The following is a 25234-nucleotide window of genomic DNA, read 5'->3' on the forward strand; positions in this document are numbered from 1 at the left end:
ATGACCGACACCGAGCCTATGCAAAAACCTGACTACAGCCATCCTGTAGACGCGATCCGCGCCCCTGTGGACGGGCGCCCCATCCAGCAGGCTGCGTTTGTGCCCAAAGGGCGCCCGTACCAGGTCTGTACGCGTTGTGTCATGGACACGACCGATCCCGAGATCGAGTTCGATGAGCAGGGGGTGTGCAGTCATTGCCATTACTTTGACAACAGCGTCAAGCCGACCTGGCCCTCCCTGCAGGGGGATCCGGCCAAGCTGGAGGAGATGATCGCAGCCGTCAAGGCCTACGGCCAGGGCAAGCGCTACGACTGCATCATCGGTCTGTCGGGCGGTATTGACAGTTCCTACATCGCGGTCAAGGTCGCCGAATGGGGCCTGCGGCCTCTGGTGGTGCACGTCGACGCCGGCTGGAATTCGGAACTGGCGGTGATGAACATCGAGCAGATCTGTCGCCGCCTGGGCTTCGATCTGGTCACGCACGTGGTCGACTGGGAGGAAATGCGCGACATGCAGCTGGCCTTCCTGCGCTCGAATCTTGCCAATCAGGACGTGCCTCAGGACCATGCTTTTTTCGCGGCTTTATATGGCTACGCCGAGAAAGCTGGCATCAAGTACGTGATCAACGGGGGCAATTTCGCGACCGAGAGCATATTGCCGGCAGCCTGGGGCTATGACGCCATGGACGCCACGCATGTGAAAGCCATCCATGCCCGCTTCGGATCCCGGTCCCGGGGCGATTTCCCGGTGGTCAGCTTTTTTGACCTGTACGTGAAATACCCCTTCCTTCTGAAGATGGAAGTGCTGCGGCCGCTGAACTGCCTGCCCTACAACAAGGAAGAGGCGATCCGGATTCTGGAGAAGGACTACGGGTGGCGCTATTACGGCGGCAAACACTATGAGTCGCGCTGGACCCGCTTCTTCCAAGCTTATTACCTGCCCTACAAGTTCGGCTACGACAAGCGCAAGGCACATTTGTCCAGCCTCGTGGTGTCCGGCCAGATGACTCGGGCGGAGGCGCTGGAGGCTTTGACGGCGCCACTGTATGACCCGAAGCTGTTGGCAGAAGACAAGATCTTCATCGCGAAGAAACTCGGCCTGTCCTTGACCGAATTCGAAACCCTGGTCGAGCAGCCCGCCCATCATTACAGCGAGTTCCCGAATCACCAGCGCAAGCGCCGCTTGGCGGTGCGGGTCTACCGGTTTGCCAGGCAGGTGCTGGCATTGCCGGTGCGGGGCCTGGCGAAGATCGGACTGAAGTCCCGAGGCTAGTTTTCTCGGCGGTGCCCTGACGGGTGCGCGAGACATGAGGCGGGGAAACCGGGGTTGCCTTGAATATCCATATCTATCCTTCCATCTTTGCGAACGAGTCCAGGATCCTCAAGATTGTCCGCAGCTTGAGGGGCCAGGCCGTGTTCTCGCGGGTGAGAGTGCTGGCGGTTTGGAAAGAGGGGCTTCCCAGGCACGAGATGCTGGGGGACGGCATCGAGGTACTGCGCGTGGCACCGATGATCGGGGGTTCGATGAAGGGCGCCGTGGGGCGCCTGTTCAAGGCCGTCGGATGGTATCTCGGTGTCCTGTGGGCCCTGCGCGGGGAGAAGGTGGCCTGCTTCAATTGCCACAGCCTGCCGGTGCTGCCGCTTTCGGTGCTCGTCAAGCTATGGAAGCGTTGTGTGCTGATCTATGACCCGCATGAGCTTGAAACGGAGACCGCCGGTCTTCACGGAGGTCGCCAATGGCTGGCGCGCCGGCTGGAGCACACGTTGATCGGATTCGCGGATGCGGTTTGCGTGGTGAACCGTTCGATCGCCGACTGGTATGCCGCACGCTACCGGCTGAAGCAGGTCTGGGTGGTGCGCAATGTGCCGTACCGCAGCGAGTCGGAGCCGGTTCGCACCGGGTTGCTGCGCCGGGCCGTCGGGCTTGCGCCCGACGTGCAGCTCTTTCTCTATCAGGGCCTGTTGGCACCCGGGCGTGGGGTCGGGCTGCTGATCGACGCTTTTGCGGCATTGCCCCCGGACCGGCACCTGGTCTTCATGGGGTACGGGGAGCTGGAAGGGCGGATCAGGGAGGCCGCAGCGCGGCATGCCAACATCCATTTCATGCCCGCCGTGCCACCGGAGCAGGTCAAGGATTACACGGTGGACGCTGATGTCGGCATTTCCCTGATCGAGAACGTGTGCCTCAGCTACTACCTGTGCCTGCCCAACAAGCTGTTCGAGTATGCGGCTTGTGGGGTGCCGGCGGTGGTCAGCGCCTTTCCCGAGATGGGGCGCTTCGTGGATGAGTACGATTGCGGCTGGAAGGTGGCGCCTGATGCGCAGGCGCTTCGTCGCCTGGTGACAGGGCTGACGGCGGCGGAGCTGTCGGCGAAGCGTGCAAACACAAGAGAGTCCGGCCGGCTGTATTGCTGGCAGGAAGAAGAGAAAAATTTGCTGGCGATGTACAAGGCGCTGGGCTTCGCGGCGGGGGGCGGCAACCATGCATTCCACTGAGATACGGACGGAGGCGATGTGGCTCGTGTCGTTCATCTGACGTCCGCGCATCCGCGTGACGACATACGGATATTCCTGAAGGAGTGCCGGAGCCTGGCTCGGCATGGGCATGAAGTCGCTCTGGTGGTTGCGGATGGTCGCGGAGATGAGGTGCGCGAGGGCGTGACGATCCTTGATGCAGGAAGCTCCCGTGGTCGATTCTCACGGATGTTCAAGACAACGCGAAGGGTCTACCGCAAGGCGGTCGAACTGGATGCCGATGTCTATCACCTGCATGATCCCGAATTGCTGCCGACCGGCCTCAGGCTCAAGCGCCTGGGCAAAAAGGTGGTGTTCGATGCCCATGAGGATGTCCCCCAGCAGCTTCTGGGCAAACACTATCTGCATCCGGTCGTGCGGCGAATCCTGTCGTGGGTGTTTGCCCGTTTCGAGCGCCATGCCTGTGCGCGCTTTGACGGGGTCGTGACAGCGACCCCCCATATTCGCGACAAGTTCGCGAAAATCCATCCGCGCTCGGTGGATGTCAACAACTTCCCCATGCTCGGTGAACTGGAGTCTGCCGTTCCATGGCAGGACAAGGCGAATGAGGTTTGTTATATCGGGAGCATTGCCCGGATTCGTGGCATCAAGGAGCTTGTGCGTGCCATGGAGACGACTCAGGCCTCGGTGCGCCTGAACCTGGTGGGCGGTTTCGCCGAGACGCAGGTTGAGGCCGAGGTCCGGACGTATCCGGGCTGGGGCAAGGTCCATGCGCTGGGTGTTCTGGATCGTCGCGGTGTTCGCGAGGTGCTGGGGCGCTCCATGGCGGGGGTGGTGACCTTGCATCCGATCATCAATTACCTGGACGCCTTGCCGATCAAGATGTTTGAATACATGTCGGCCGGGATACCTGTGATCGCTTCGAATTTCCCCCTGTGGCAGCAGATCCTGGAATCTGCAGATTGCGGGGTCTGTGTCGACCCCCTCGATCCGGTCGCCATCGCCAAGGCGATCGACGAGCTGGTGGCTGATCCCGAGCGTGCACAGCAAATGGGGCAGAATGGTCGCAGGTTGATCGAGAGCAAGTTCAACTGGTCGAACGAGGAGGCCAAACTCATCGAGTTTTATGGTCATCTCCTGTCTTCTTAAAATTTCGATTTCTTTTTCGGTAACCTAAATGTGCGGAATATTTGGCGTCGTCTCGTCCTCGCCGGTCCATGAGGGCGAGTTGAATGTTCTGGTCAAGCATTCCCAGCAGCGGGGGCGGGATTCCAGCGGGCTGGTGACTTTCATCGACGACGCCTATCACGTCTATCGCGCCGACTACCCGATCACCCGGCTGCTCAAGGAGGTTCGGCCCCAGGCCAGCCATCTCGTGCTGGGGCACAGCCGGCTGATCACCAACGGCCTGGGGGACAACCAGCCCGTCGTGCGTGACGGCGTGGCCGTGCTGCACAACGGTATCGTCGTCAACGACGATGTCGTCTGGGCCGAGATTGGCAAGGCACGAACCCTGCAGATCGACACGGAAGTGATCGCGGCCATCGCGGCGGCGCACCTGGAGTCCGGCGGCGCCCTCGAGCAGCTGCCCGCGCGCATCCTGGGCCTGTGCCGCGGTGTGGTGGCCTGCGCATTGATCCTGCCCCGGTTGGGCAAGTTGTGCCTTTTCTCGAACAACGGCAGCCTGTACATGGGGCGCAAGGGGGCGACGACTTTTTTCGCCTCGGAAAATTATCCCCTGACCGTCATTGGCTGTGCAGATGTCCAGCAGGTCAAGGAGGCGGTGTTTGTCGACATTCCTGCCTCTCAGGCCGAGCTGGACATCTCGGATCGCAAGGAGCGCAAGACCGACCTGATCCCGGCCCTGTCACTGTCGGGCGCCGAGGAGAAACTGCTCGAATACCGCAAGCACGACCTGCGGCGCTGCACCAGATGCCTGCTGACCGAGACCATGCCCTTCATCAACTTCGATGCTGACGGCGTCTGCAATTACTGCCGGCACTACAAGCCGCGCAACAAGCCGCGGCCGAAGGAGGAGTTGTTCAAGCTGGTCGAGTCCTATCGCAGGACGAAGGGCAACGATTGCATCGTGCCCTTCTCCGGCGGGCGCGACAGCTGCTACGGCCTGCATCTGATCGTCAATGAACTCAAGATGAAGCCGATCACCTACACCTATGACTGGGGCATGGTGACGGATCTGGGGCGCCGCAACATCAGCCGCATGTGTGCCGAACTCGGCGTTGAGAACATCATCGTCGCGGACGACATTACCAGGAAGCGGGAGCACATCGCCAAGAACCTGCGGGCCTGGCTCAAGTCCCCGCACCTGGGCATGATCAGCATCCTGACCGCGGGCGACAAGCATTTCTTCCGGCACATCGAGACCATCAAGGCGCAGACCGGCATCAGCCTGAACCTGTGGGGCATCAACCCCCTGGAGGTGACGCATTTCAAGGCGGGCTTCCTGGGCGTGCCGCCCGATTTCGAGGAGAAGCGCGTCTATTCGCATGGCGCGATGAAGCAGCTGCGCTACCAATACCTGCGTCTCAAGGCGATGCTGGCGAGTCCGGGTTATTTCAACAGCTCCCTGTGGGACACCTTGTCGGGCGAGTATTACCGCAGCTTCACGAAGAAGACCGACTACTACCACATCTTCGACTATTGGCGCTGGGACGAGAAGCAGATCGACGACACGCTGGCCGGCTACGACTGGGAAAAGGCGCCCGACACCAGGACCACCTGGCGCATCGGCGACGGCACGGCCGCCTTCTACAACTACATCTATTACACGGTCGCGGGCTTCACGGAGCACGACACCTTCCGCAGCAACCAGATCCGCGAAGGGGACCTGACGCGCGCCGAGGCACTCGAGATGGTGCTGGAGGAAAACACGCCGCGGTATCCCAACATCAAGTGGTACCTCGATGCCGTGGGCGTGGACTTCAAGGAAGCCATCAAGGTGGTGAACGCCATCCCGAAACTGTATTGAGCCGCAAGTGAAACCCTGCATCTGGTACGTTTCCAAGTACGTCTCCCCGCCTGCCAAGGCCAGCGCGGGCGGGCGCGGCTACCTGATCATGCGGGAGTTCGCCCGCTTGGGTTACAGAAGCGTGATCATCACGTCGGACTCGAACCAGCTGGCCGAGGTGCCCAGGCTCGACCGGCCCTGCCTGCTCCAGGAGGTTGACGGCATCCAGCTGTACTGGGTCCGCACCATGAAATACTCGGTGGCCAAGTCCTTGCGGCGCATCCTGAGCTGGCTGGATTTCGAGTGGCGGCTCTGGCGCCTGCCCAAGGGCCCGCTGCCAACGCCCGACGTCGTCATCGTCTCCAGCCTGTCCCTGCTCACCATCCTCAACGGCTTCCTGCTGCGTCGGCGCTACAAGTGCCGCCTGGTGCTCGAGATCCGCGATATCTGGCCTCTGACCATCACCGAGGAGGGCGGCTTCAGCCGCTGGAATCCGCTGGTGCTGGGCCTGGGCTTCATCGAGAAGCTGGGTTACCGCTACGCCGATGCCATCGTCGGCACCATGCCGAACCTCGGCGAACATGTCGCCAGCGTGCTGGGGCAGGCCAAGGCGACCCACTGCATTCCCATGGGGGTCGACGAGGCAACGCTGGCTGCAGGCGACGAGCTGCCGGCCGACTACGTCGAGAAGTACATCCCCCGTGGCAAGTTCATCGTGGCGCATGCCGGCACCATCGGCATCACCAATGCGCTGGACACCATGCTCGACTGCGCCGAGTCGATGAAAGACGATCCCCGGGTCCACTTCCTCGTTGTCGGCGAGGGCGACCTGCGGGCACACTACCAGCGCAAGTACGCCCACCTGCCCAACCTGACGTTTGCGCCCCGGGTGCCCAAGCAGATGGTGCAGTCGGTTCTTTCGAGGTGCGACCTGCTGTATTTCTCGGTGCATGTGTCAACGGTCTGGAAATACGGGCAGTCCCTGAACAAGGTGATCGACTATATGCTGGCCGGCAAGCCGGTCGTGGCGTCTTATACCGGCTACCCCTCGATGATCAACGAGGCCGATTGCGGCACCTACGTGCCGGCCGGCGACGTGGCGGCGCTGCGACGGGAAGTCTTGCGTTATGCGGCCATGGACGCGCCGGCACGTGAAGCCATCGGCCAGCGGGGCCGGGCCTGGATCCTGGCCAAGCGCCGCTACGAGACGCTGGCGAAGAACTACCTGGCGATCCTCCTGGACGGGCCCGCTGGCGACCAGGTCGCCGGGCCGGGGGCTTGAGCCCATGAAGCGCCTGTTCGACCTGGTGGTGGCCATCGCCGCGCTGGCCGTTCTGGCCCTGCCCTTGCTCGTGCTGTATGCGATGGTGCGGCGCAAGCTCGGCAGCCCCGCCCTGTTCCGCCAGGTCCGCCCCGGCCTGCACGGGCGGCCGTTCATGATGGTCAAGTTCCGCACCATGACGGACGAGCGCGGTCCTGACGGTGAACTGCTGCCGGACGCCCAGCGGCTCACCGCCTTCGGTCGCTTCCTGCGTGCCAGCAGCCTGGACGAACTGCCCGAGTTGTGGAACGTGCTGCGCGGCGAGATGAGCCTGGTCGGCCCGCGCCCCCTGCTGATGGAGTACCTGCCCTTGTACTCCCCCGAGCAGGCGCGCCGGCACGAGGTGCGCCCGGGCATCACCGGCTGGGCCCAGGTCAACGGGCGCAATGCCGTCAGCTGGGAGGAGCGTTTCAAGCTCGACGTCTGGTATATCGACCACCGCTCGCTCTGGCTCGACCTGCGCATCCTCTGGCTGACGGTGCGCAAGGTGCTGGTGCGCGAAGGCATCAGCGCCCAGGGTGAGGCCACCATGACCCGGTTCACGGGGGACAAGTCATGAAGCGGCTCGCCCTGCTCGGTGCCAGCGGCCACGGCAAGGTGGTGGCCGACGCCGCCCTGGCCAGCGGCTGGGACAGCGTGGAGTTTTTCGACGATGCCTGGCCGCAGCGCAGCCACAACGGGGCCTGGCCCGTCACGGGTGACGGCGCTGCGCTGATGGCGCGCTTGCAGGAGTTTCAGGGTGTGCTGGTGTCCATCGGCGATTGCGCGGTCCGCTGGGAAAAGCACCAGGCACTCCTGGCCGCCGGTGCGCTGCTGGTGACCGTGGTGCATCCCGCGGCGACCGTGAGCCGCCATGCCGCGCTGGGCCTGGGCACGGTGGTGATGGCCGGTGCGGTGGTGAACATCGATGCCACCGTGGGGCAGGCCGGCATCGTCAACACCGGTGCGACGGTCGATCACGATTGTCAGCTGGACGACGCCGTGCACATCTGCCCGGGCGTCCATCTCTCGGGCAATGTCCGGGTGGGACGCTGCAGCTGGGTGGGCGTGGGGGCGGCCGTGAAGCAGGGCATGACCATCGGTGATCGCGTCATGGTCGGGGCTGGTGCCGTGGTGGTCCAGCCGGTGCCCGATGCGCAGACGGTGGTGGGCAATCCGGCGCGCCTGCTGCAAGCCCGACAATCATGAAGATTGGACACGCAGACAGATGTTGAACACCCCCTTTTCTCCCTGGCCCAGCTTCACCGATGAGGAGGCACGGGCCGTGCAGCAGGTCCTGCTGTCCAACAAGGTCAATTACTGGACCGGCAGCGAATGCCGCGAGTTCGAGCGCGAGTTCGCGGCCTGGTGCGGCACGCGCCATGCGATTGCGCTGGCCAATGGGACCCTGGCGCTGGACCTGGCCCTCAAGGGCCTGGGCATCGGTCCCGGCGACGAGGTGGTGGTCACGCCGCGCACCTTCATCGCCAGCGTGTCCTGCGTAGTCAATGCGGGTGCCACGCCCGTGTTTGCCGACGTCGAACCCGACAGCGGCAACCTGTCCGCGCACACCATCGCAGCGGTGCTCACCCCGCGTACCAGGGCCGTGATCTGCGTGCACCTGGCGGGCTGGCCCTGCGACATGGACCCCATCATGGCGCTGGCGGCCCAGCATGGCCTGAAAGTCATCGAGGACTGTGCCCAGGCGCACGGCGCCCGCTACAAGGGGCGCAGCGTGGGCAGCATCGGCCATGTCGGGGCCTGGAGCTTCTGCCAGGACAAGATCATGACGACCGGCGGCGAAGGCGGCATGGTCACGACAGATGACGAAGCCGTGTGGCGAGCCATGTGGGCCTACAAGGACCACGGCAAGAGTTATGCCGCGGTGTACGAGCGCCAGCACCCCCCGGGGTTTCGCTGGCTGCACGAGAGCTTCGGCACCAACTGGCGCATGCTGGAGATGCAGGCCGCCATCGGCCGCATCCAGCTGCGGCGCCTGGGCGAGTGGTCCCGGCAGCGCACGGCCCATGCGCAGGCCATCCTGGCAGCATGTCGTGGGCATGCCGCGGTGCGGGTGCCCGAACTGCCGGTTGGCAGCGTGCATGCCCATTACAAATGCTATGTCTATGTGCAGCCGCAGCATCTGGCCGCGGGCTGGAGCCGGGATCGCATCGTCGAAGCCATCGGTGCGCAGGGGGCTCCGTGTTACCAGGGCTCGTGTTCAGAGGTCTATCTGGAAAAGGCGTTCGAAGGCACCTCCTGGCGTCCGGCCCGGCGCTTGCCCGTGGCCCAGGCCCTGGGCGAGGACAGCCTCATGTTTCTGGTTCACCCGACGCTCACGGCGGCCGAGATCCAGAAGACCTGCGAGTCGATCCGCCAGGTACTGACCCAGACGAGCGCCTGACAGGCATCGTTTGAAGAGCCAATAGCCATTCATCAAGGAGTCAAGCATGGGCAATCTCATCGAGATCCAGAGCCAGATCGAGAGGCTGCAGAAGCAGGCAACCGAGATCAAGTCACGCGAGTTCGGCAAGACCGTCAAGCAAATCCTCGCGATGATGGAGGCCTTCGGCATTACGCTCAAGGACTTGCAGCAGGGCGCAGGCAAACCCCGCAAGACCCGCGGCAAGGCCAAGTCCGCGCCCCGAAGGAGCCCGCTCGCCAAACCGGCGACCAAAAAGGCGGCGGCGAAGAAGGGCGTCGCGAAAAAAGCCGCTCGCAAACCCTCGAATCAAGAAGGCGTCAAGGTCGCCGCCAAGTACCGTGGCCCGAACGGGGAAACCTGGAGCGGCCGGGGGCTGATGCCGCGCTGGCTTGCTGCGCAGGTCGCAGCCGGCAAGCCCAAGGAAAACTTTGCGGTCTAGAGTGTGATGTCTCGAAGGATAGGCATGAAGCGCAAGGTCCTGGCATGGCCGCGTTCGATCAAACGCCTGGTGGTCGTGGTCCTGGACCTAGCCCTGTCGCTGGCCGCAACCTGGCTGGCTTTTTCCCTGCGCCTGGATAGCCCGCACTGGCCGGACGGGGTGCAGTGGCGTGTCTATGTCCTGGCGCCGCTGCTGGCCATTCCTGTCTTCGTCCGCCTGGGCCTTTATCGGGCGATCTTTCGCTACACCGGGCAGGCCGCGTTGCTGACCACGGCCAAGGCCGTCGCGATCTACGGTGCGCTGCTGTTGGCGAGCCTGCTGTGGATGCGTTGGGACAATGTGCCGCGCAGCCTGGGTGTGCTGCAGCCACTCATCTTCCTGCTGCTGGTGGGGGGCAGCCGGGCGCTGGCGCGTTTCTGGCTGGCTGGCGAGGGGCGCGCGCTTGCAGGCCAGGGACGTTCCCTGATCTATGGCGCAGGCATGGCCGGTGCCCAGACGGCGGCGGCGCTGGCCATGAGTGGCCAGTACAGCCTGCTGGGCTTCGTTGATGACGACCCGACCAAGATCGGGCGCAGCATCAACGGCGTGCATGTGTATGCAGGTTCAGACGTCCCTGCACTGGTTAAGAGGCTGGGCATCACAGACATACTGCTGGCCCTGCCGAGCGTGACGCGTGAACGCCGCAACCGCATCATCGAAAGCCTGCGGCACCTGCCGGTGCACATCCGCACCCTGCCCGGCATGGCCGACCTGACCAGCGGCCGGGTGACGGTGCAGGATTTTCGCGAACTCGACATCGAGGACTTGCTCGGCCGTGACCCGGTGCCCCCGCATGCCGAGTTGATCGCCAGGGATCTGGCGCACAAGATCGTGCTGGTCACCGGCGCCGGCGGCAGCATTGGCAGCGAGTTGTGCCGCCAGATCCTGCGCCAGCAGCCCAGCCAGCTGCTTCTGCTGGATCACAGCGAATTTGCGCTCTACAGCATCCACCAGGAACTGGAGGCGCTGTGTCGGGGGGGGGGGCTTGCGACCAGGCTGTTGCCGTTGCTCGGTAGCGTCAATCACGAAGCCCGCCTGCGCGAGATCTGCCATCACCACCAGCCCCACACCGTCTACCACGCTGCGGCCTACAAGCATGTGCCGCTGGTGGAGTCCAATCCCGCCGAAGGCATACGCAATAACGTCTTTGGCACACTGCACATGGCCCGCGTGGCACGGGACTGCGGTGTCGCCCGCTTCGTCCTGGTCTCGACCGACAAGGCCGTGCGCCCCACCAACGTCATGGGTGCCAGCAAGCGCATGGCCGAACTGGTGCTGCAGGCGATGGCCGCCGAGCCGGGGCAAACCTGCTTCAGCATGGTGCGCTTCGGCAATGTCCTGGGCTCCAGCGGCAGCGTGGTGCCCCTGTTCCGCCGTCAGCTCGCCGTGGGCGGCCCGCTGACGGTGACGCATCAGGACGTGACGCGTTATTTCATGACCATCCCCGAGGCCGCGCAACTCGTGTTGCAGGCTGGCGCCATGGCGACAGGCGGGGATGTGTTCGTGCTGGATATGGGTGAGCCGGTAAAAATCATCGAACTGGCCCGCCGCATGGTGGAGTTGTCGGGGATGTCGGTGCGTGATGCAGACAAGCCTGACGGGGATATTGAAATCGTCATCACGGGGCTGCGTCCCGGCGAAAAACTCTATGAGGAGCTGCTGATCGGTGACAGCCCCGCCCCCACGGCGCATCAGCGCATCATGAAAGCGCACGAGGACTACCTGCCATGGCCCATCCTGGAGTCGCAGCTGGATGCGCTATGGCAGGCGGCCGGCCATGACGACAAAGAGGCGATCAAGGCTGTTCTGGTGACGTGTGTGCACGGTTATGGCGGGGTGAAATGAAGATGGGTTCAAGAGGTCGATGGGTGGTGGGCTGGCGCCTGACGACGCCGCTCCGGGCGGCGCCGTGCCTGCGTGGGCCGACCGGGCCTGCGGCCGCGGACCCGGCTGGCGCCAGGGAGGCGGGCTGATGAAAAAAGTCGCCATCCTCCAGTCCAACTACATCCCGTGGAAGGGCTACTTCGACATGATTGCAGCGGTCGATGAGTTCATCCTTTTCGACGACATGCAATACACGCGTCGTGACTGGCGCAACCGCAACCAGATCAAGACGCCGCAAGGCGTGCAATGGCTGACGATTCCCGTTCTGGTCAAGGGTAAATACAACCAGACCATCCGCGAGACGGAAGTGGACGGCGTGGCCTGGGCTGCAGACCACTGGAAGGCCCTGGTCCAGAACTATCGGCGTGCGCCACATTTCGCCGAGATCGCAGACTGGCTGGAGCCGCTTTACGCCGGCGCGCCCTATACCCATCTGTCGCCCCTCAACCGTACCTTCCTGGAAGCCATTTGCTCCTATCTTGGGATCGGGACCCGGATCACGAACTCCTGGGATTACACTCTTCAGGAAGGCAAGACCGAGCGTCTGGCCGGCCTGTGCGCCCAGGCCGGCGGGACGGAATATATTTCAGGCCCCGCCGCCCGGGATTACATCGACCCCAAGGTGTTTCAGGACGCGGGCATTCAACTGACATGGTTTGACTACGCCGGCTATCCCGAGTATCCGCAGCTGTGGGGCGAATTCAGCCACGGGGTGAGCATCCTTGATCTGCTGTTCAACTGCGGGAAAGAGTCGCGCCGTTATATGAGGTATGTGCAGGCATGAAACTCTCGATTGTCGCAACGCTGTATCAATCCGCGCCCTATATCGCCGAGTTCCACCAGCGAGCCACAGCGGTGGCCAGGCAGTTTGCCGGGGATGATTACGAGATCGTGCTGGTCAATGACGGATCGCCGGATAACAGCCTGGAACTGGCGGTGCAGTTGACAGAAGCCGACAGTCATGTGGTCTTGGTTGATTTGTCGCGCAACTTCGGACACCACAAGGCCATGATGACCGGCCTGGCGGCCTCAGAGGGGGATCATGTTTTCCTGATCGACAGCGACCTGGAGGAGGAGCCGGAGTGGCTGCTCCCATTCGAGGAGCAGATGCGGCAGGAGGCTAGCGATGTCGTCTATGGCGTTCAGGCCAGACGCAAGGGCGGTGTTGGCGAGAAAGTCTCAGGCAACCTCTTCTACAAAATCTTCCGTTTCCTGACGGGCATTGACCAGCCGGACAATATTGTCACGGCACGATTGATGACCCGGCGTTATGTGAATGCGCTACTGTCACACCGGGAAAGAGAACTCAATATTGGGGGGCTCTGGGTAATTACCGGCTTCAAGCAATCGCGTCAAACAGTCCGTAAGTACGCGACCAGTCCTACGACCTATACGCTGTCAAAAAAATTCAGCCACCTCGTCAATGCGGTAACCTCTTTCAGCAGTCTGCCGCTGGTGTTCGCTTTCTATGTTGGCTTACTGATCTCTGCCTCCGCAGCGCTCTTTATTGCCTATCTTGCCTTTCTATACTTTTTCGTCTCGACTCCGCCGGATGGGTATACATCAATCATTGCATCAATCTGGCTTTTCTCCGGGTTGATCATATTTTTTGTCGGCGTGCAGGGGATATACATATCCAAAATATTCGTAGAGGTTAAGAGTCGTCCGTATGTCATTGTGCGGCAGGTGTATGGGAAAACTTCAGTATGGAGAAATGCAGATGAGTGGATTCGGCGACATTCCTGATGGGACATACGGTGTTCTTCGTCAGGACCGATTTGATTCGGAACTGGACGAAGTGGCCGAGCAGGTTCGGCGACTTGGTTACGCTATTCTCGACTCGGGCTATACGTCAATACAGGTCCAAGAGATCTCGAGCGAGTTTGATCGAGTCCGTGGTGCCTATTTGCAAGAGTGGGGCGAGGAGCGACTGAAGGGCCTCAAGGAGTTCCATACGGTACGCGCGTTGTTGACGCACGGCGGCCCTACCTTCCTGCGGCTGGCAACCAATCCGAATCTTCTTGCCGTACTGGAAATGTTGATTGTTGGAAAATTCGTTCTGAACCAGCAAAACGGCGTCATCAATCCGCCGGGAGAGACCTACAACCAGGGTTCTTGGCACAGGGATTTGCCTTATCAGCACTATGTTTCCAGCAGTCCGCTGGCGGTAAATGCCTTGTTTTGTGTGGACGACTTCACGATCGAGAACGGTTCTACTTTCGTGTTGCCGGCGTCCCATAAGTCAGTTGCGTTTCCGTCACAAAAATTTCTACAGAAAAACGCGGTACAAGTGGAGGCGAAGGCAGGACAGTTCATCATCATGGATTGCATGGTGTTTCACAGTGGTGGGCGCAACAAGACCGCATTGGAGCGACGTGCGATTAATCATGCGTACATGATTCCCTATTTCAAACAACAGATTGATTTGACCAAGAGCATCAGCGCTGACGGGCTAACCAACGAAGAGCGGGAGATGTTGGGATTCAATTACCAAACGCCTGAGTCTGTCGGGGATTATTTGATTTCAAGGGGGAAAAAGAAAAATGGCTGATTGTATGAATGCACACCTTTACGAGGCGTTGGCAACACCCGATGCATTGTTGTCGCTGGATTTGTGTCCAGAGGGCTTGAAAGACAAGCAAAACAACATTTTCAAATTTGCTGCGGCGAAGTCGAATGTGGTTGATTTTATTGCGCCCTATGTAACCAGCGAGTACGATAAATCAAATCTTCAGATGTATAACTCGGCTAATTCGGTTGAGATATACAGAAACTTTCTCGACTGGCTGTTTCAGACATTTAATGTGCAAGAGCAAGAGTTTCGTGTCGAGATACTTTCTCATCTGAAGTTGTCTGCGGGCATGAAAGTCTTGATAACCGGCTGCGGTTTGGGTGAGGATATTCCCATTGTGAGCAAAGCCATTGGATTGGGTGGTGAGGTCCACGCCCAGGATATCAGCAGGGCAATGGTTTTGGAGTCGGCCAAAAATAATACGCAACCGAACACGCTGTTTACGATTTCGAATGCGAACTGTCTTCCGTACGCCTCAGGATACTTCGATGCCGTGTTCCATTTTGGCGGTATCAATTTGTTTGGTGACACCAAAAAAGCCATAGCCGAACTTGATCGCGTTTGTAAAAAGGGGGGCAAGGTTGTCTTTGGCGACGAGGGTGTGGCTGCGCATTTGAGAGGCACGCAATATTTCGATGTGGCTGTATGCAATAACAAACTTTGGGCCGCGGAGCCGCCCATGGCCCTGCTTCCGCAGGGTGCTCTCGATGTTCAGCTTACCTACATACTTGGGAATTGCTTTTACGTCATTGGCTTTACGTCTGGGGAGGGCTTTCCTCACATGAATATCGACATCCCGCATAAAGGCGTAAGAGGTGGCACTGCGCGAACAAGGTACTTTGGGCAGTTGGAAGGGGTCTCCGTTGAAACGAAGGCTAAGGTATATGCCAAGGCGAAGGAGTTGAATATGTCGGCGCACGAGCTACTGGAAGATATTTTGCGTTCCAGACTCTAGTTGTTGGAATGCTTTTGGGGCTGAGATTTGCATCGCCGATAGTCGATGCTTGGTTCGTCCAGTTGCAATCGATTGGCGGCCGGAAGTAGAGAGGCAGGGGACGATGACCGACATATTGACCGAGGTTGCCAGCTATTACTCGGCGAAGCTCGCAGAGCATGGCGAAACACCACGAGGGGTGGATTGGAACGGCGAGGAGAGCCAGGCGCTGCGTTTTGATCAACTGTCGAAGATCCTCGCGGGCTCCGAGTCCTTCTCGGTCAATGATCTGGGGTGTGGCTATGGCGCCTATTTTGAGTATTTGCTTCAGAGATACAAAGACGTACGCTATACGGGCCTTGATGTGTCTGGCGACATGGTGGCTGCAGCAAAGCGTCGATACGAGACCGCTGATAACGCTCGATTCGTGTGCGCGGCAGTTCCCGACCAAATGGCGGATTTTGGGGTTGCCAGCGGGATATTTAATGTCCGGCTGGGGCGATCCGATTCCGATTGGCAGGCTTATTTCCAGACGACGCTGGACGTACTCGATCGAACCAGCATGAAGGGGTTCGCGTTTAACTGCCTGACTGCGTATTCAGATAAGGACAAGATGCGGGACTACCTGTACTACGCAGATCCGTGCGCGGTATTCGATTACTGCAAGCGGCACTATTCACGCAACGTGGCGCTCCTACATGATTACGGTCTTTATGAGTTTACGATTCTGGTCAGGAAGCAGGCATGAATAGATCGCTTGTGATCTTTGGTGCGGGTGATATAGCTGAGCTCGCACATTTTTATTTCAGCCGCGGGTCTGAGCATGAAGTCGCAGCCTTTGCGGTCGACGCTGCCTACTTGAAGGACACGACGTTCTGCGGAATGCCGGTAGTGGCTTTTGAGGAGATTCCGCAGCTATATCCGCCAGACAAGCATGATCTCTTCGTGGCGCTTAGCTACTCCCGGCTCAACTTGGTGCGTAAGGAGAAGTATCTGGCAGCTAAGGGTTATGGCTACCGGCTGGCGAGTTACGTGAGCGAAAAGGCAACAGTTCTGAACCAAGGGCGCATAGGCGAGAACTGCTTCATTTTGGAAGACAACACGATCCAACCGTTTGTCACCATCGGCAACAACGTAACGCTTTGGAGTGGGAATCACATAGGCCATCACTCCAAGATCAAAGACCATTGCTTTCTCGCATCTCACGTTGTCGTTTCGGGCGGGGTAGAGATTGGTGAGCAATGTTTTATTGGTGTGAATGCGACCCTCCGCGACCACATCAAGCTCGGTGAGCGTTGCGTCATCGGAGCGGGCGCATTGATGCTAGCCGATGCCGAGTCTGAAGGGGTGTACATGGGCGAGGCCACCTCTCGAGCGAAAGTGCCAAGTTCGAGGTTGCGCGGAATATGAGTCGGCAGTGGGAAAAGCTTGGGCGTTTGTACTGCCCGGCAGAAATGGGAAGACACAGTAAGCTGTTGACACATGCGGCGAATCCGTTGCCGCTGCATATGCATGGCGATGTATATCGAATTTTCTACTGCGGACGTGATGCTTCTAACAAATCATCCGTCGGAGCGGTAGATGTTGATATTGTCAAAAGGCGCGTGCTACGTGAGCACATGGATCCGATATTCGAGTACGGTCCCGCGGGAAGCTTTTATGCTGATGGCGTGAGCATTGGGAGTTGTTATTCGGTCGAGGGAGTGCGGTACATGCTCTTCATGGGCTGGCAGACGCCTCCCGGTGCACATTTCCGCGGCGATGTCGGGCGGCTGGTGGTGAGCGCGGATCTAACGCTCCGGCTTGACAATGAAGTCCCATTCATGGCATCCGACTCTACGGATCCGATTAGTCTTTCATACCCGTGGGTCTGCAAAAAACGGGCGGGGGGCTACATCATGTGGTATGGCTCGACCAGAACATGGGACGCAGGCAATGGGGAAATGCTCCATGCTATCAACTATGCGACTTCAGAAGATGGGTTGGAATGGCGGCGCGAAGGGCTGGCCGTCCCCTACGAGTTGGGGCGCGCCCAGGCATTTTCTCGTCCGACTGTTGCGTGTGACGCAAGTGGTAATTATGAGATGTGGTTCTCCTATCGGGGGGCAATAGGAACAAAGTATCGAATTGGCTATGCCACAAGCCCCGACGGGCGTGTCTGGCGACTTGCGTTGGATGAGGTCGGCATCGACGTGTCCAGCACAGGATGGGATTCGGAGATGATCGAATACCCATATGTTTTCGACCACGCTGGCCGGCGCTACATGCTGTACAACGGAAATGGTTACGGTAAAACAGGCTTTGGGCTGGCGGCGCTGGTGGATGGTTGACACTAGCATGTCGTCGGAGCCACATGGGACTGCCTCTCAACTGTTGCGTTACGCAGCCGTTGGTGTGCTCAGTAATGCTGCGGGATACGTTGTGTATCTGCTCCTTACTTACTTTGGGATGAGTCCCAAGCTCGCGATGACGCTGCTGTATGGTGTTGGCGCGACGGTTAGTTTCTTGGGGAACCGACGCTACACATTTAGGCAGCAAGGAGCGCTATTGGGGGTCGGCGGGCGGTATGTGATTGCACACGGCCTTGGTTATTTCATCAATCTGTCGATCCAGGTGATCATGGTTGATGTGCTCGGCTATCCCCACCAATTGGCCCAAGCGCTCGGCATTTGTGTCGTCGCCGTGTTTCTTTTCCTTGCTTTCAAGTACTTTGTGTTTGTAAACACGGATCAAAAAAATAGGACAGATAATTCATGAAGCACTGCCTTACATGTAATGCGCGGTATCCGAGCGAGAAGTCAGTCTGTCCGACGTGCGGCCGAAGTGCGGCGACAGCCGATGGCTTTGTCGCTTATGCACCGGAGCTAGCACACGAAGGCGGAGGTTTTGACGCGGCTTACTTCCCTGTATTGGCCGGGCTTGAAGGGGCCAACTTCTGGTTCAAGGCCAGGAACGAGCTGATTCTGTGGGCGCTGGCAAGATATTGCGGAGGCTTTCGCTCGTACCTGGAAATCGGTTGCGGCACGGGCTATGTGCTGTCCGGGGTGGCGCGTCGGTTCCCCGATGCGGTCTTGAGCGCCAGTGAGCTCTTCACCGCAGGACTGGGGTTCGCGGCGGAACGCGTGCCATCCGCAGCTTTCATGCAGATGGATGCGCGCCGCATTCCATTCAGCGAGGAGTTTGACGTGGTGGGGGCCTTCGATGTGGTGGAGCACATCAAGGAAGATGAAGCGGTGCTGGCGCAGGCCTACAAGGCCCTGAAGCCGGGGGGGCACTTGTTGCTTACTGTGCCGCAGCATGCCTGGCTCTGGAGTCCTTCGGATGACTACGCTCGGCACGAGAGGCGCTATTCGAAGGCAGAGCTCCATGAAAAGGTGCGCACGGCCGGGTTCAGGCTGCAGCGCAGCAGTTCCTTTGTGTCATTGTTGTTGCCCCTCATGCTGATCTCGCGCTTGAGTTCGAAAAAGAAACAGGCGGAGTTTGATCCGACCGATGAGTTCAAGCTTCCGGCCTGGATGAATGCGGCGTTTTATCAGGCCCTGGCCCTGGAGCGCGGCATGATCAGGCTGGGGGTGAATTTCCCGGTCGGCGGCTCGCGCCTGCTGGTGGCTCAAAAAGCCTGACGGTCATCGGCCCGGGCTGGTCACATCGGCCTGTCAATATTTGGAGAGTGTGAATGCAGCACGAGAGGATTCCTTTCAATCGTCCGTACATGACGGGCAAGGAGCTTGACTACATCAAGCAGGCCGAGGCGGGCGCCATGCTCTCGGGGGACGGGCCTTTCACCAAGCGCTGCCACAAGTGGCTTGAGCAGCACGCTGGAGTCCCTACGGCGCTGCTGACGCATTCATGTACGGCTGCGTTGGAGATGGGGGCCTTGCTGGCAGATATACAGCCGGGCGACGAAGTCATCATGCCTTCGTACACCTTTGTCTCAACGGCCAATGCGTTTGTCTTGCGTGGTGGGGTGCCGGTGTTCGTGGATATTCGGGAAGACACGCTCAATATCGATGAGTGCCTGATTGAGGGCGCCATCACGCCACGTACCAAGGCAATAGTTCCGGTGCACTATGCCGGTGTGGCCTGTGAGATGGACACAATCATGGACATCGCGCGCAGGCGCGGGCTCAAGGTGGTGGAAGATGCGGCCCAGGGCGTGATGTCCACTTACAAAGGCCGCGCGCTAGGCAGCATCGGCGATCTGGGCGCCTACAGTTTTCACGAGACCAAGAATGTGATTTCTGGCGAAGGTGGGGCCCTCCTGGTCAACGACCCTGCACTGACCTTGCGCGCCGAGATCATTCGGGAGAAGGGGACGGATCGCAGCCGCTTTTTCCGTGGCGAGGTGGATAAATACACCTGGCAGGAGGTGGGCTCGTCCTTTTTGCCCGGGGAACTGATTGCGGCCTTTCTGTGGGCGCAACTGCAGGAGGCGCAAAACATCACCAGGATGCGACTCGAAGCATGGGACCGCTATCACGAGGTGCTGGCCCCGCTTGAGGCCAGCGGCGTGTTGCGCCGACCGGTGGTGCCCAAGGAGTGCCAGCACAACGCGCACATGTATTACATCCTTTTGCGCGACGGGATCAACCGCCAGCAGGTCCTGGAAACGCTCAAGAACAATGGCGTCAACGCCGTGTTCCATTACGTGCCGCTGCATTCATCGCCGGGCGGTCAGCGCTATGGCCGTGTGCATGGCAGCATGCAGATGACGGACCGCCAGTCGGAGCGACTGATTCGCCTGCCCCTGTGGCTTGGGTTGACGCCGGCACAGCAAGAGCGTGTCGTCGGGTTGATTGCAGGAATGGCTGAAAACTGGTGACTGCTTGCCGCTGGGCATACCTTGTTTGATTTTTAAATTGAGGCGAGCAGACGATATGGACGTGGTGGACAAGAAGCGATGGGTGTTCGGGTCGGCACTGGGCTATGTAGTGGCCTGCGCCTTTTATGCCTTGTGGCTTGCGTACCAGAGCCTGGGTGTCTTTGTCGGCTCCATTCGTGCCGATGAAATTCATTTTCTCCAGAATGCATGGATGGCCTATTTGGGCCAGCCAGCGCTTGAATACATCCCCCCCCTGTACCACCATCTGCTTCAGTTTTCCTGGGGTGTTTTCAAGGGTGATCTGCAGGGGGTCTACGCCTTGCGGGTTTTAAATTTCGCCCTCTTTTGCATCCAGGGTGGTCTGGTCTATGGAATCCTCCGCAATGCATTGGGGGCGCTGAAGGGGAAATATCCCCGGATGCTCTTTGTCGCCCTGTCGATTTCGTTCGTGGTCCTGCTGGCCAGTTTCAGGGGCTATGAGTTGAGACCGGAAGGCTTGGGCAACACCTTGCTGTTGCTCGGCTTTTTCTGGTTGTTCCTGAACTGGAAAATCACCAGTGTCTTGCGTTATGCAGCTTTCCTGGCGATTTGTGTCGCCCTCGTTGTGGCGGCTTCGTTGTCGTTCCGGTTCTCGCTGCCGGTGGTCTTCCTGTGGGTCGCTGTCGCGGTTCAGATGCACTACAACAATGAGTTGCCGCGCTTGCGAGGCGTGTGGGCGCTGCTGGTGGCGATGGCCCTGAGCCTTCTGGCGGCCGTGGTCGTCAACTACATTTTTGTGGATTGGGGGCATATTCTTGAAGTCCTGAACCGCCATTCCGTGATGCCTGCCCCCATGGACTGGGGGGTGCGCTTCGTCATCAATACATGGACGGGTTATTGGCGCATTAGCCTGCTGGTCCTGGGTGGCGTGGGGGCGATGTGGCTGTATGCCATGCGCATGGGGAAGGCCGATTTCCCGGTTCGCCTGGTCAATGCGCTTCTGGCCCTCCCCCTGCTGTCTTTTTATGTATTTCTTTTCGCCTGGGATCTGAGCCCGCGCGGATACATCCATTCCATCGAATGGATCCTGATACTGGGGCTGGCGCTTTTCTCGGTGAAGGCCGGCGTCGTTTCTGCCCGAGGTTTTTCCATCGCGTTGCTGACCGTTGCCTGTGCGCTGTTTTACTTGAGCTACAAGGCGGCGAATGCCTTGTCCGTTGAACGGGACTCGACCTATTTCCTGGAGCGGCTCCAGCGCTCGACGGGGGCAGAGGCCATGAAGGCCGCAAGTGATTCGACTTTGGTCGAGTTCTTCGATCCCAAGTCGGCCCTGACGGAGCAGGTCAATGCGAGGCGCGAGTTTTGTGCACGGCATCGCGGCGCTTATGTGGTTTCCGGTAGCATTGACGCCCATCCGATCTGCCTGATTGACAAGGGAACGTATGACTTTTCCGGTTGGGGCAGCAAGAGCGTGGATCTGTTGGGTATGCCGCCCGACCGCGAGCTGATCGTTTTGGCTGCAAGCCCCGCCCAACTGGCTCCGTTGGCTGCGCATTACGGCGACCGGTACAAGCAGATGATTAATATTTCGATTGTTGAAAAAAAATGAGGCTCGTCACGCGATAGCGTTGCTTTGGGGCGTATCGATAGACTCCCAGAGGAATGCGACTTCAGTTCACGAGTGGCCATCCCATTGAATCCCGACTAAACCAGCATGACCGACACCCCCGCCATCGCCCCCCATGCCAAGGCCGACATCCTGGCCCAGGCGCTGCCCTACATCCGCAAGTTCCATGGCAAGACCATGGTGATCAAGTACGGCGGCAATGCCATGACCGACCCGGCCCTGCAGGCCGCCTTTGCCGAGGACGTGGTGCTGCTCAAGCTGGTGGGCATCAACCCGGTGGTGGTGCACGGCGGCGGGCCGCAGATCGAGACCGCCCTCAAGCGCCTGGGCAAGAAGGGCGAGTTCATCCAGGGCATGCGCGTGACCGATGCCGAGACCATGGAAGTGGTCGAGTGGGTGCTGGCCGGCGAGGTGCAGCAGGACATCGTGGGCCTGATCAACCAGGCCGGCGGCAAGGCCGTGGGCCTGACGGGGCGCGATGGTGGCCTGATCCGCGCCAAAAAGCTCAGGCTGGTGGACACCACCGACCCTTCCAAGGTGCATGACGTGGGCCTGGTGGGCGACATCGAGTCCATCGACCCCAGCGTGGTCAAGGCCCTGCAGGACGACGCCTTCATCCCGGTCGTCAGCCCCATCGGCTTTGGCGAGCACAACGAGAGCTACAACATCAACGCCGATGTGGTGGCCGCCAAGCTGGCCACCGTGCTGCAGGCCGAAAAGCTGCTGATGCTGACCAACATCCCCGGGGTACTGGACAAGCAGGGCCAATTGCTGACCGAGCTGACCATGAAGCGCATCGACGAACTGGTGGCCGACGGCACCATTTCGGGCGGCATGCTGCCCAAGATCGCCGGTGCGCTGGACGCCGCCAAGAGCGGCGTGAACGCCGTGCACATCATCGACGGCCGTGTACCGCACGCCATGCTGCTGGAAATCCTGACCGACCAGGCCTACGGGACCATGATCCGCTCCCACTGAGCGCGGCGCACAGCCCAAAGAGAGTGGGCGACCACTGAGGAAAAACCCCTAGCCGGGCCTGTGCGAGAATCCAAGGACCCTCTGCAAAACTCGCGCCGTGCGCGGCGTGACTTTTGCGGGATGAGCCGCAAGGCGCAAAACCCAAGGCAAGCCTGGACGGCTTGCCTGGTTTTGCAACGACGCGGATCGCCCGCAAAATCACGCCCCGAAGGGTTCGAACCAAAACGGGCCCTTTGTCCACCAAACCGCTTGCGTGTGCCTGCGGGCACACGACGCGCGATGTTGGCGGCCAAATCATCCCGTTTTGGACTCGAACGCGCATGGCGGGAGTTATGCAGAGGGTCCTTCAAAAAGGGATTTCCGAACACCATGTCTGACGCCGAAAACACCACCCCCGCAGCCGTTGCCGAAGCCCCGGTCCGCAAGCGTCCCAAGCCGGGCGAGCGCCGGGTCCAGATCCTGCAGGCCCTGGCCAGCATGCTGGAACAGCCGGGCGCCGAGCGCATCACCACCGCCGCCCTGGCCGCCAAGCTGGAGGTGAGCGAAGCGGCCCTGTACCGCCATTTCGCCAGCAAGGCCCAGATGTTCGAAGGGCTCATCGAGTTCATCGAGCAGGCCGTGTTCACCCTGGTGGGGCAAATCGCCGAGCGCGAGGCCGCCGCCACCGACCCCGCCGCGGGTTCCCGCCACGCCGGCAAGGTCGTCACCATGCTGCTGCAGTTCGCCGAGAAGAACCCCGGCATGGTGCGCGTCATGGTGGGCGACGCCCTGGTGTTCGAGAACGAGCGCCTGCAGCAGCGCATGAACCAGTTTTTCGACAAGATCGAAGCCACCCTCAAGCAGTGCCTGCGCGACGGTGCGCAATCGGGCGGCTCCATGACGCCCACGGCCGACGCCCAGGTGCAGTCCTCGGTACTTACGGCCTTTGTGGTCGGGCGCCTGCAACGCTTCGCGCGTTCGGGTTTCCGGCGCATGCCCACCGAGCACCTGGACGCCAGCCTGGGCCAGATGCTGCGCTGAGCGGACTGTGCCGCACGGCCCGCTGATCGGGCCTCCCATCAAAAACAGGAGACTTCATGAAACTCGTGCGTTACGGCAATTCGGGCAAGGAAAAGCCTGGCCTCATCGATGCGGCTGGCAAGCTGCGTGACCTCAGCGCCGTGGTGCCGGACATCGGCCCGGCCCAGCTGACGGATGCCGTGCTGGCCAAGTTGCTCAAGCTCAAGACCGACAAGCTGCCCCTGGTGCGCGGCAAGCCGCGCATGGGCTGCCCGGTGAACGGCATCGGCAAGTTCATCGCCATCGGCCTGAACTACAGCGACCATGCCAAGGAAGCCGGCATGGCCATCCCCAAGGAGCCCATCGTCTTCACCAAGGCCATCAGCTGCATCCAGGGGCCGGATGATGACGTTATGCTGCCGCGTGGCTCGGTCAAGGGTGACTGGGAGGTGGAGCTGGGCGTGGTGATCGGCAAACAGGCCCGCCATGTCACGCAAAAGGCGGCACTCGATCACGTGGCCGGCTACTGCCTGTCCAACGACGTCAGCGAGCGCGAGTTCCAGCTCGAGCGCGGCGGCCAGTGGGACAAGGGCAAGGGCTGCGACACTTTCGGCCCGCTGGGCCCCTGGCTGGTCACCAAGGACGAGATCGAGAACCCGCAGCGGCTGGCCATGTGGCTGGACGTCAATGGCCAGCGCATGCAGACCGGCAATACCCGCACCATGATCTTCAGCGTGGCCAAGATCGTCAGCCACCTGAGCGAATACATGACCCTGATGCCGGGCGACGTCATCATCACTGGCACCCCGCCGGGTGTGGGGCTGGGCATGAAACCCCAGCGTTTCCTGAAGGCGGGCGACGTCATGACCCTGGGGATCGAAGGCCTGGGGACGCAGACCCAGCGCGTGGTGCCTTTCAGGCGCTGATCTCCCAAAAGCCGGCGTCAGCCGGCTTTTTTGCGGGAGCCAGGCGGTGGCGGATTGACGGACGGGTTTTTTAGTGCAAAATAGCACGACCGTTCGTTTTTAAGCCAACACCATGTCCCTCGCCACCCCGGCCAGCAAAGCAGCGCGCAGCGTCTCCCCCGAGAAGTCGCGTGATGGCCGTGCCTTGCACAAGGGCCAGCAGACCAAGCTGGCCATCGTCGATGCCGCCCTGGGCCTGGCCACGCAGATCGGCCTGGAGGGCCTGAGCATCGGCGTGCTGGCCGAAGTGACCGGCATGAGCAAGTCGGGTGTCTTCGCCCATTTCGGCTCCCGCGAGGAGCTGCAGATCTCCGTCATCCGCGAGTATTTCGGTCGTTTCGAGCAGGAAATCTTCTACCCCGCGCTGCACGAGCCGCGCGGCCTGCCGCGCCTGCAGGCCCTGTTTTCCAACTGGATGAAACGGGTCACGGTGGAAATCCAGTCCGGCTGCATCTTCATCAGCGGCGCCGTCGACTTCGACGACCGGCCCGGCCCGGTGCGCGACGCCCTGGCCAGTTCGGTCAAGACCTGGCTGGCCGCCGTGCACCGCGCCGTGGTGCAGGCCAAGGAAGAAGGGCATCTCGCGCCCGACGCCGATGCCAGCCAGATCGGCTTCGAAATCCACGGCCTGATCCTGGCCGTGCACTACGAGGCCCGTTTTCTCAAGACCCCCGGATCGATAGCCCGCGCCAACAAGGCGTTCGAGCAGATCCTGGCCCGCTACGGCGCCGAGGGCAAGGCCGTCAAGACCGTGACACCCAAGGCTGCCATCGTCAAGCCGATCCGCAAATCCACCACCAAATCAGTCACCCCATCCAAACAGGAGTAA

25 protein-coding genes are annotated in these 25234 nt (G+C 60.6%); all 25 read left to right on the forward strand.

The features are described 5' to 3' along the window. The 25 genes from AC1RRP_RS06345 to AC1RRP_RS06465 all read left to right on the forward strand — a co-directional run bounded on the left by AC1RRP_RS06345 (nt 1) and on the right by AC1RRP_RS06465 (nt 25234). Nucleotides 1-1272, forward strand: a complete 1272-nt coding sequence (locus AC1RRP_RS06345) for an N-acetyl sugar amidotransferase (RefSeq protein ID WP_493034324.1) — start codon at nt 1-3, stop codon at nt 1270-1272. Nucleotides 1273-1331: 59 nt separating this feature from the next. After that, nucleotides 1332-2495, forward strand: a complete 1164-nt coding sequence (locus AC1RRP_RS06350) for a glycosyltransferase (RefSeq protein ID WP_493034326.1) — start codon at nt 1332-1334, stop codon at nt 2493-2495. Nucleotides 2496-2513: 18 nt separating this feature from the next. Next, complete coding sequence (locus AC1RRP_RS06355; RefSeq protein WP_493034327.1) at nt 2514-3623, forward strand: glycosyltransferase family 4 protein; 1110 nt, start codon at nt 2514-2516, stop codon at nt 3621-3623. 28 nt (nt 3624-3651) lie between these two features. Then, nucleotides 3652-5463, forward strand: a complete 1812-nt coding sequence (locus AC1RRP_RS06360; RefSeq protein ID WP_493034329.1) for a glucosamine 6-phosphate synthetase — start codon at nt 3652-3654, stop codon at nt 5461-5463. Between the two features lie 7 nt (nt 5464-5470). Beyond that, entirely contained in the window at nt 5471-6724 is a 1254-nt protein-coding gene (locus tag AC1RRP_RS06365) for a glycosyltransferase family 4 protein (RefSeq protein ID WP_493034331.1), read from the forward strand. 4 nt (nt 6725-6728) lie between these two features. After that, on the forward strand, nt 6729-7322 hold the full coding sequence (locus AC1RRP_RS06370; RefSeq protein WP_493034333.1) for a sugar transferase: 594 nt from the start codon (nt 6729-6731) through the stop codon (nt 7320-7322). Continuing rightward, nucleotides 7319-7951 (forward strand): acetyltransferase, encoded by a 633-nt coding sequence (locus AC1RRP_RS06375; protein ID WP_493034335.1) that lies wholly within the window; start codon nt 7319-7321, stop codon nt 7949-7951. The genes AC1RRP_RS06370 and AC1RRP_RS06375 overlap by 4 nt, the downstream gene beginning before the upstream one ends. A 19-nt stretch (nt 7952-7970) precedes the next feature. Next, the gene (locus AC1RRP_RS06380) at nt 7971-9146 is read left to right on the forward strand and encodes a DegT/DnrJ/EryC1/StrS family aminotransferase (RefSeq protein ID WP_493034337.1); all 1176 of its coding nucleotides are present in this window, start codon (nt 7971-7973) and stop codon (nt 9144-9146) included. A gap of 46 nt (nt 9147-9192) precedes the next feature. Further along, entirely contained in the window at nt 9193-9606 is a 414-nt protein-coding gene (locus AC1RRP_RS06385; RefSeq protein WP_493034339.1) for an H-NS histone family protein, read from the forward strand. 24 nt (nt 9607-9630) lie between these two features. Further along, nucleotides 9631-11490: a polysaccharide biosynthesis protein gene (locus AC1RRP_RS06390; protein ID WP_493034341.1), complete on the forward strand. Its 1860-nt coding sequence runs from the start codon at nt 9631-9633 to the stop codon at nt 11488-11490. A 127-nt stretch (nt 11491-11617) separates the two neighbouring features. Continuing rightward, nucleotides 11618-12313, forward strand: coding sequence for a WbqC family protein (locus AC1RRP_RS06395; protein ID WP_493034343.1), 696 nt, complete (start codon nt 11618-11620; stop codon nt 12311-12313). Then, nucleotides 12310-13275: a glycosyltransferase family 2 protein gene (locus AC1RRP_RS06400; RefSeq protein ID WP_493034345.1), complete on the forward strand. Its 966-nt coding sequence runs from the start codon at nt 12310-12312 to the stop codon at nt 13273-13275. The genes AC1RRP_RS06395 and AC1RRP_RS06400 overlap by 4 nt, the downstream gene beginning before the upstream one ends. Further along, nucleotides 13250-14080: a phytanoyl-CoA dioxygenase family protein gene (locus AC1RRP_RS06405; protein ID WP_493034347.1), complete on the forward strand. Its 831-nt coding sequence runs from the start codon at nt 13250-13252 to the stop codon at nt 14078-14080. Before AC1RRP_RS06400 ends, AC1RRP_RS06405 begins: the two co-directional genes overlap by 26 nt. Nucleotides 14081-14084: 4 nt before the next feature. After that, nucleotides 14085-15056, forward strand: coding sequence for a class I SAM-dependent methyltransferase (locus AC1RRP_RS06410; protein WP_493034349.1), 972 nt, complete (start codon nt 14085-14087; stop codon nt 15054-15056). A 103-nt stretch (nt 15057-15159) separates the two neighbouring features. Next, nucleotides 15160-15783, forward strand: a complete 624-nt coding sequence (locus AC1RRP_RS06415; RefSeq protein WP_493034350.1) for a class I SAM-dependent methyltransferase — start codon at nt 15160-15162, stop codon at nt 15781-15783. Continuing rightward, nucleotides 15780-16445 (forward strand): acetyltransferase, encoded by a 666-nt coding sequence (locus tag AC1RRP_RS06420; RefSeq protein ID WP_493034352.1) that lies wholly within the window; start codon nt 15780-15782, stop codon nt 16443-16445. The genes AC1RRP_RS06415 and AC1RRP_RS06420 overlap by 4 nt, the downstream gene beginning before the upstream one ends. Next, nucleotides 16442-17365, forward strand: a complete 924-nt coding sequence (locus tag AC1RRP_RS06425) for a glycoside hydrolase family protein (protein ID WP_493034354.1) — start codon at nt 16442-16444, stop codon at nt 17363-17365. Before AC1RRP_RS06420 ends, AC1RRP_RS06425 begins: the two co-directional genes overlap by 4 nt. A 7-nt stretch (nt 17366-17372) precedes the next feature. Further along, nucleotides 17373-17792, forward strand: coding sequence for a GtrA family protein (locus tag AC1RRP_RS06430; RefSeq protein WP_493034356.1), 420 nt, complete (start codon nt 17373-17375; stop codon nt 17790-17792). Beyond that, nucleotides 17789-18658 carry a class I SAM-dependent methyltransferase gene (locus AC1RRP_RS06435; RefSeq protein WP_493034358.1) on the forward strand — a complete coding sequence of 290 codons (870 nt, stop codon included), beginning with the start codon at nt 17789-17791 and terminating at the stop codon, nt 18656-18658. The genes AC1RRP_RS06430 and AC1RRP_RS06435 overlap by 4 nt, the downstream gene beginning before the upstream one ends. Before the next feature lie 53 nt (nt 18659-18711). Continuing rightward, a complete protein-coding gene (rffA, locus tag AC1RRP_RS06440; protein ID WP_493034360.1) occupies nt 18712-19857 on the forward strand; it encodes a dTDP-4-amino-4,6-dideoxygalactose transaminase in 1146 nt (381 codons plus the stop codon). A 55-nt stretch (nt 19858-19912) separates the two neighbouring features. Next, nucleotides 19913-21445, forward strand: coding sequence for a hypothetical protein (locus AC1RRP_RS06445; protein WP_493034362.1), 1533 nt, complete (start codon nt 19913-19915; stop codon nt 21443-21445). A 105-nt stretch (nt 21446-21550) separates the two neighbouring features. Continuing rightward, nucleotides 21551-22441, forward strand: coding sequence for an acetylglutamate kinase (argB, locus tag AC1RRP_RS06450; RefSeq protein ID WP_493034364.1), 891 nt, complete (start codon nt 21551-21553; stop codon nt 22439-22441). A 369-nt stretch (nt 22442-22810) separates the two neighbouring features. Further along, the gene (slmA, locus tag AC1RRP_RS06455; protein WP_493034365.1) at nt 22811-23461 is read left to right on the forward strand and encodes a nucleoid occlusion factor SlmA; all 651 of its coding nucleotides are present in this window, start codon (nt 22811-22813) and stop codon (nt 23459-23461) included. 56 nt (nt 23462-23517) lie between these two features. Next, a complete protein-coding gene (locus tag AC1RRP_RS06460; RefSeq protein WP_493034367.1) occupies nt 23518-24366 on the forward strand; it encodes a fumarylacetoacetate hydrolase family protein in 849 nt (282 codons plus the stop codon). A 112-nt stretch (nt 24367-24478) separates the two neighbouring features. Further along, complete coding sequence (locus AC1RRP_RS06465; RefSeq protein ID WP_493034368.1) at nt 24479-25234, forward strand: TetR/AcrR family transcriptional regulator; 756 nt, start codon at nt 24479-24481, stop codon at nt 25232-25234.

Source organism: Hylemonella sp. GW821-FHT12C09 (genome assembly GCF_058807395.1).

Coding starts and splice junctions, on each gene's coding strand:
- AC1RRP_RS06345 (WP_493034324.1), top strand. CDS start 1: ATGACCGACACCGAGCCTATGCAAAAACCTGACTACAGCCATCCTGTA.
- AC1RRP_RS06360 (WP_493034329.1), top strand. CDS start 3,652: ATGTGCGGAATATTTGGCGTCGTCTCGTCCTCGCCGGTCCATGAGGGC.
- AC1RRP_RS06370 (WP_493034333.1), top strand. CDS start 6,729: ATGAAGCGCCTGTTCGACCTGGTGGTGGCCATCGCCGCGCTGGCCGTT.
- AC1RRP_RS06375 (WP_493034335.1), top strand. CDS start 7,319: ATGAAGCGGCTCGCCCTGCTCGGTGCCAGCGGCCACGGCAAGGTGGTG.
- AC1RRP_RS06380 (WP_493034337.1), top strand. CDS start 7,971: ATGTTGAACACCCCCTTTTCTCCCTGGCCCAGCTTCACCGATGAGGAG.
- AC1RRP_RS06385 (WP_493034339.1), top strand. CDS start 9,193: ATGGGCAATCTCATCGAGATCCAGAGCCAGATCGAGAGGCTGCAGAAG.
- AC1RRP_RS06390 (WP_493034341.1), top strand. CDS start 9,631: ATGAAGCGCAAGGTCCTGGCATGGCCGCGTTCGATCAAACGCCTGGTG.
- AC1RRP_RS06395 (WP_493034343.1), top strand. CDS start 11,618: ATGAAAAAAGTCGCCATCCTCCAGTCCAACTACATCCCGTGGAAGGGC.
- AC1RRP_RS06400 (WP_493034345.1), top strand. CDS start 12,310: ATGAAACTCTCGATTGTCGCAACGCTGTATCAATCCGCGCCCTATATC.
- AC1RRP_RS06405 (WP_493034347.1), top strand. CDS start 13,250: ATGAGTGGATTCGGCGACATTCCTGATGGGACATACGGTGTTCTTCGT.
- AC1RRP_RS06410 (WP_493034349.1), top strand. CDS start 14,085: ATGAATGCACACCTTTACGAGGCGTTGGCAACACCCGATGCATTGTTG.
- AC1RRP_RS06415 (WP_493034350.1), top strand. CDS start 15,160: ATGACCGACATATTGACCGAGGTTGCCAGCTATTACTCGGCGAAGCTC.
- AC1RRP_RS06420 (WP_493034352.1), top strand. CDS start 15,780: ATGAATAGATCGCTTGTGATCTTTGGTGCGGGTGATATAGCTGAGCTC.
- AC1RRP_RS06425 (WP_493034354.1), top strand. CDS start 16,442: ATGAGTCGGCAGTGGGAAAAGCTTGGGCGTTTGTACTGCCCGGCAGAA.
- AC1RRP_RS06430 (WP_493034356.1), top strand. CDS start 17,373: ATGTCGTCGGAGCCACATGGGACTGCCTCTCAACTGTTGCGTTACGCA.
- AC1RRP_RS06435 (WP_493034358.1), top strand. CDS start 17,789: ATGAAGCACTGCCTTACATGTAATGCGCGGTATCCGAGCGAGAAGTCA.
- rffA (WP_493034360.1), top strand. CDS start 18,712: ATGCAGCACGAGAGGATTCCTTTCAATCGTCCGTACATGACGGGCAAG.
- AC1RRP_RS06445 (WP_493034362.1), top strand. CDS start 19,913: ATGGACGTGGTGGACAAGAAGCGATGGGTGTTCGGGTCGGCACTGGGC.
- argB (WP_493034364.1), top strand. CDS start 21,551: ATGACCGACACCCCCGCCATCGCCCCCCATGCCAAGGCCGACATCCTG.
- slmA (WP_493034365.1), top strand. CDS start 22,811: ATGTCTGACGCCGAAAACACCACCCCCGCAGCCGTTGCCGAAGCCCCG.
- AC1RRP_RS06460 (WP_493034367.1), top strand. CDS start 23,518: ATGAAACTCGTGCGTTACGGCAATTCGGGCAAGGAAAAGCCTGGCCTC.
- AC1RRP_RS06465 (WP_493034368.1), top strand. CDS start 24,479: ATGTCCCTCGCCACCCCGGCCAGCAAAGCAGCGCGCAGCGTCTCCCCC.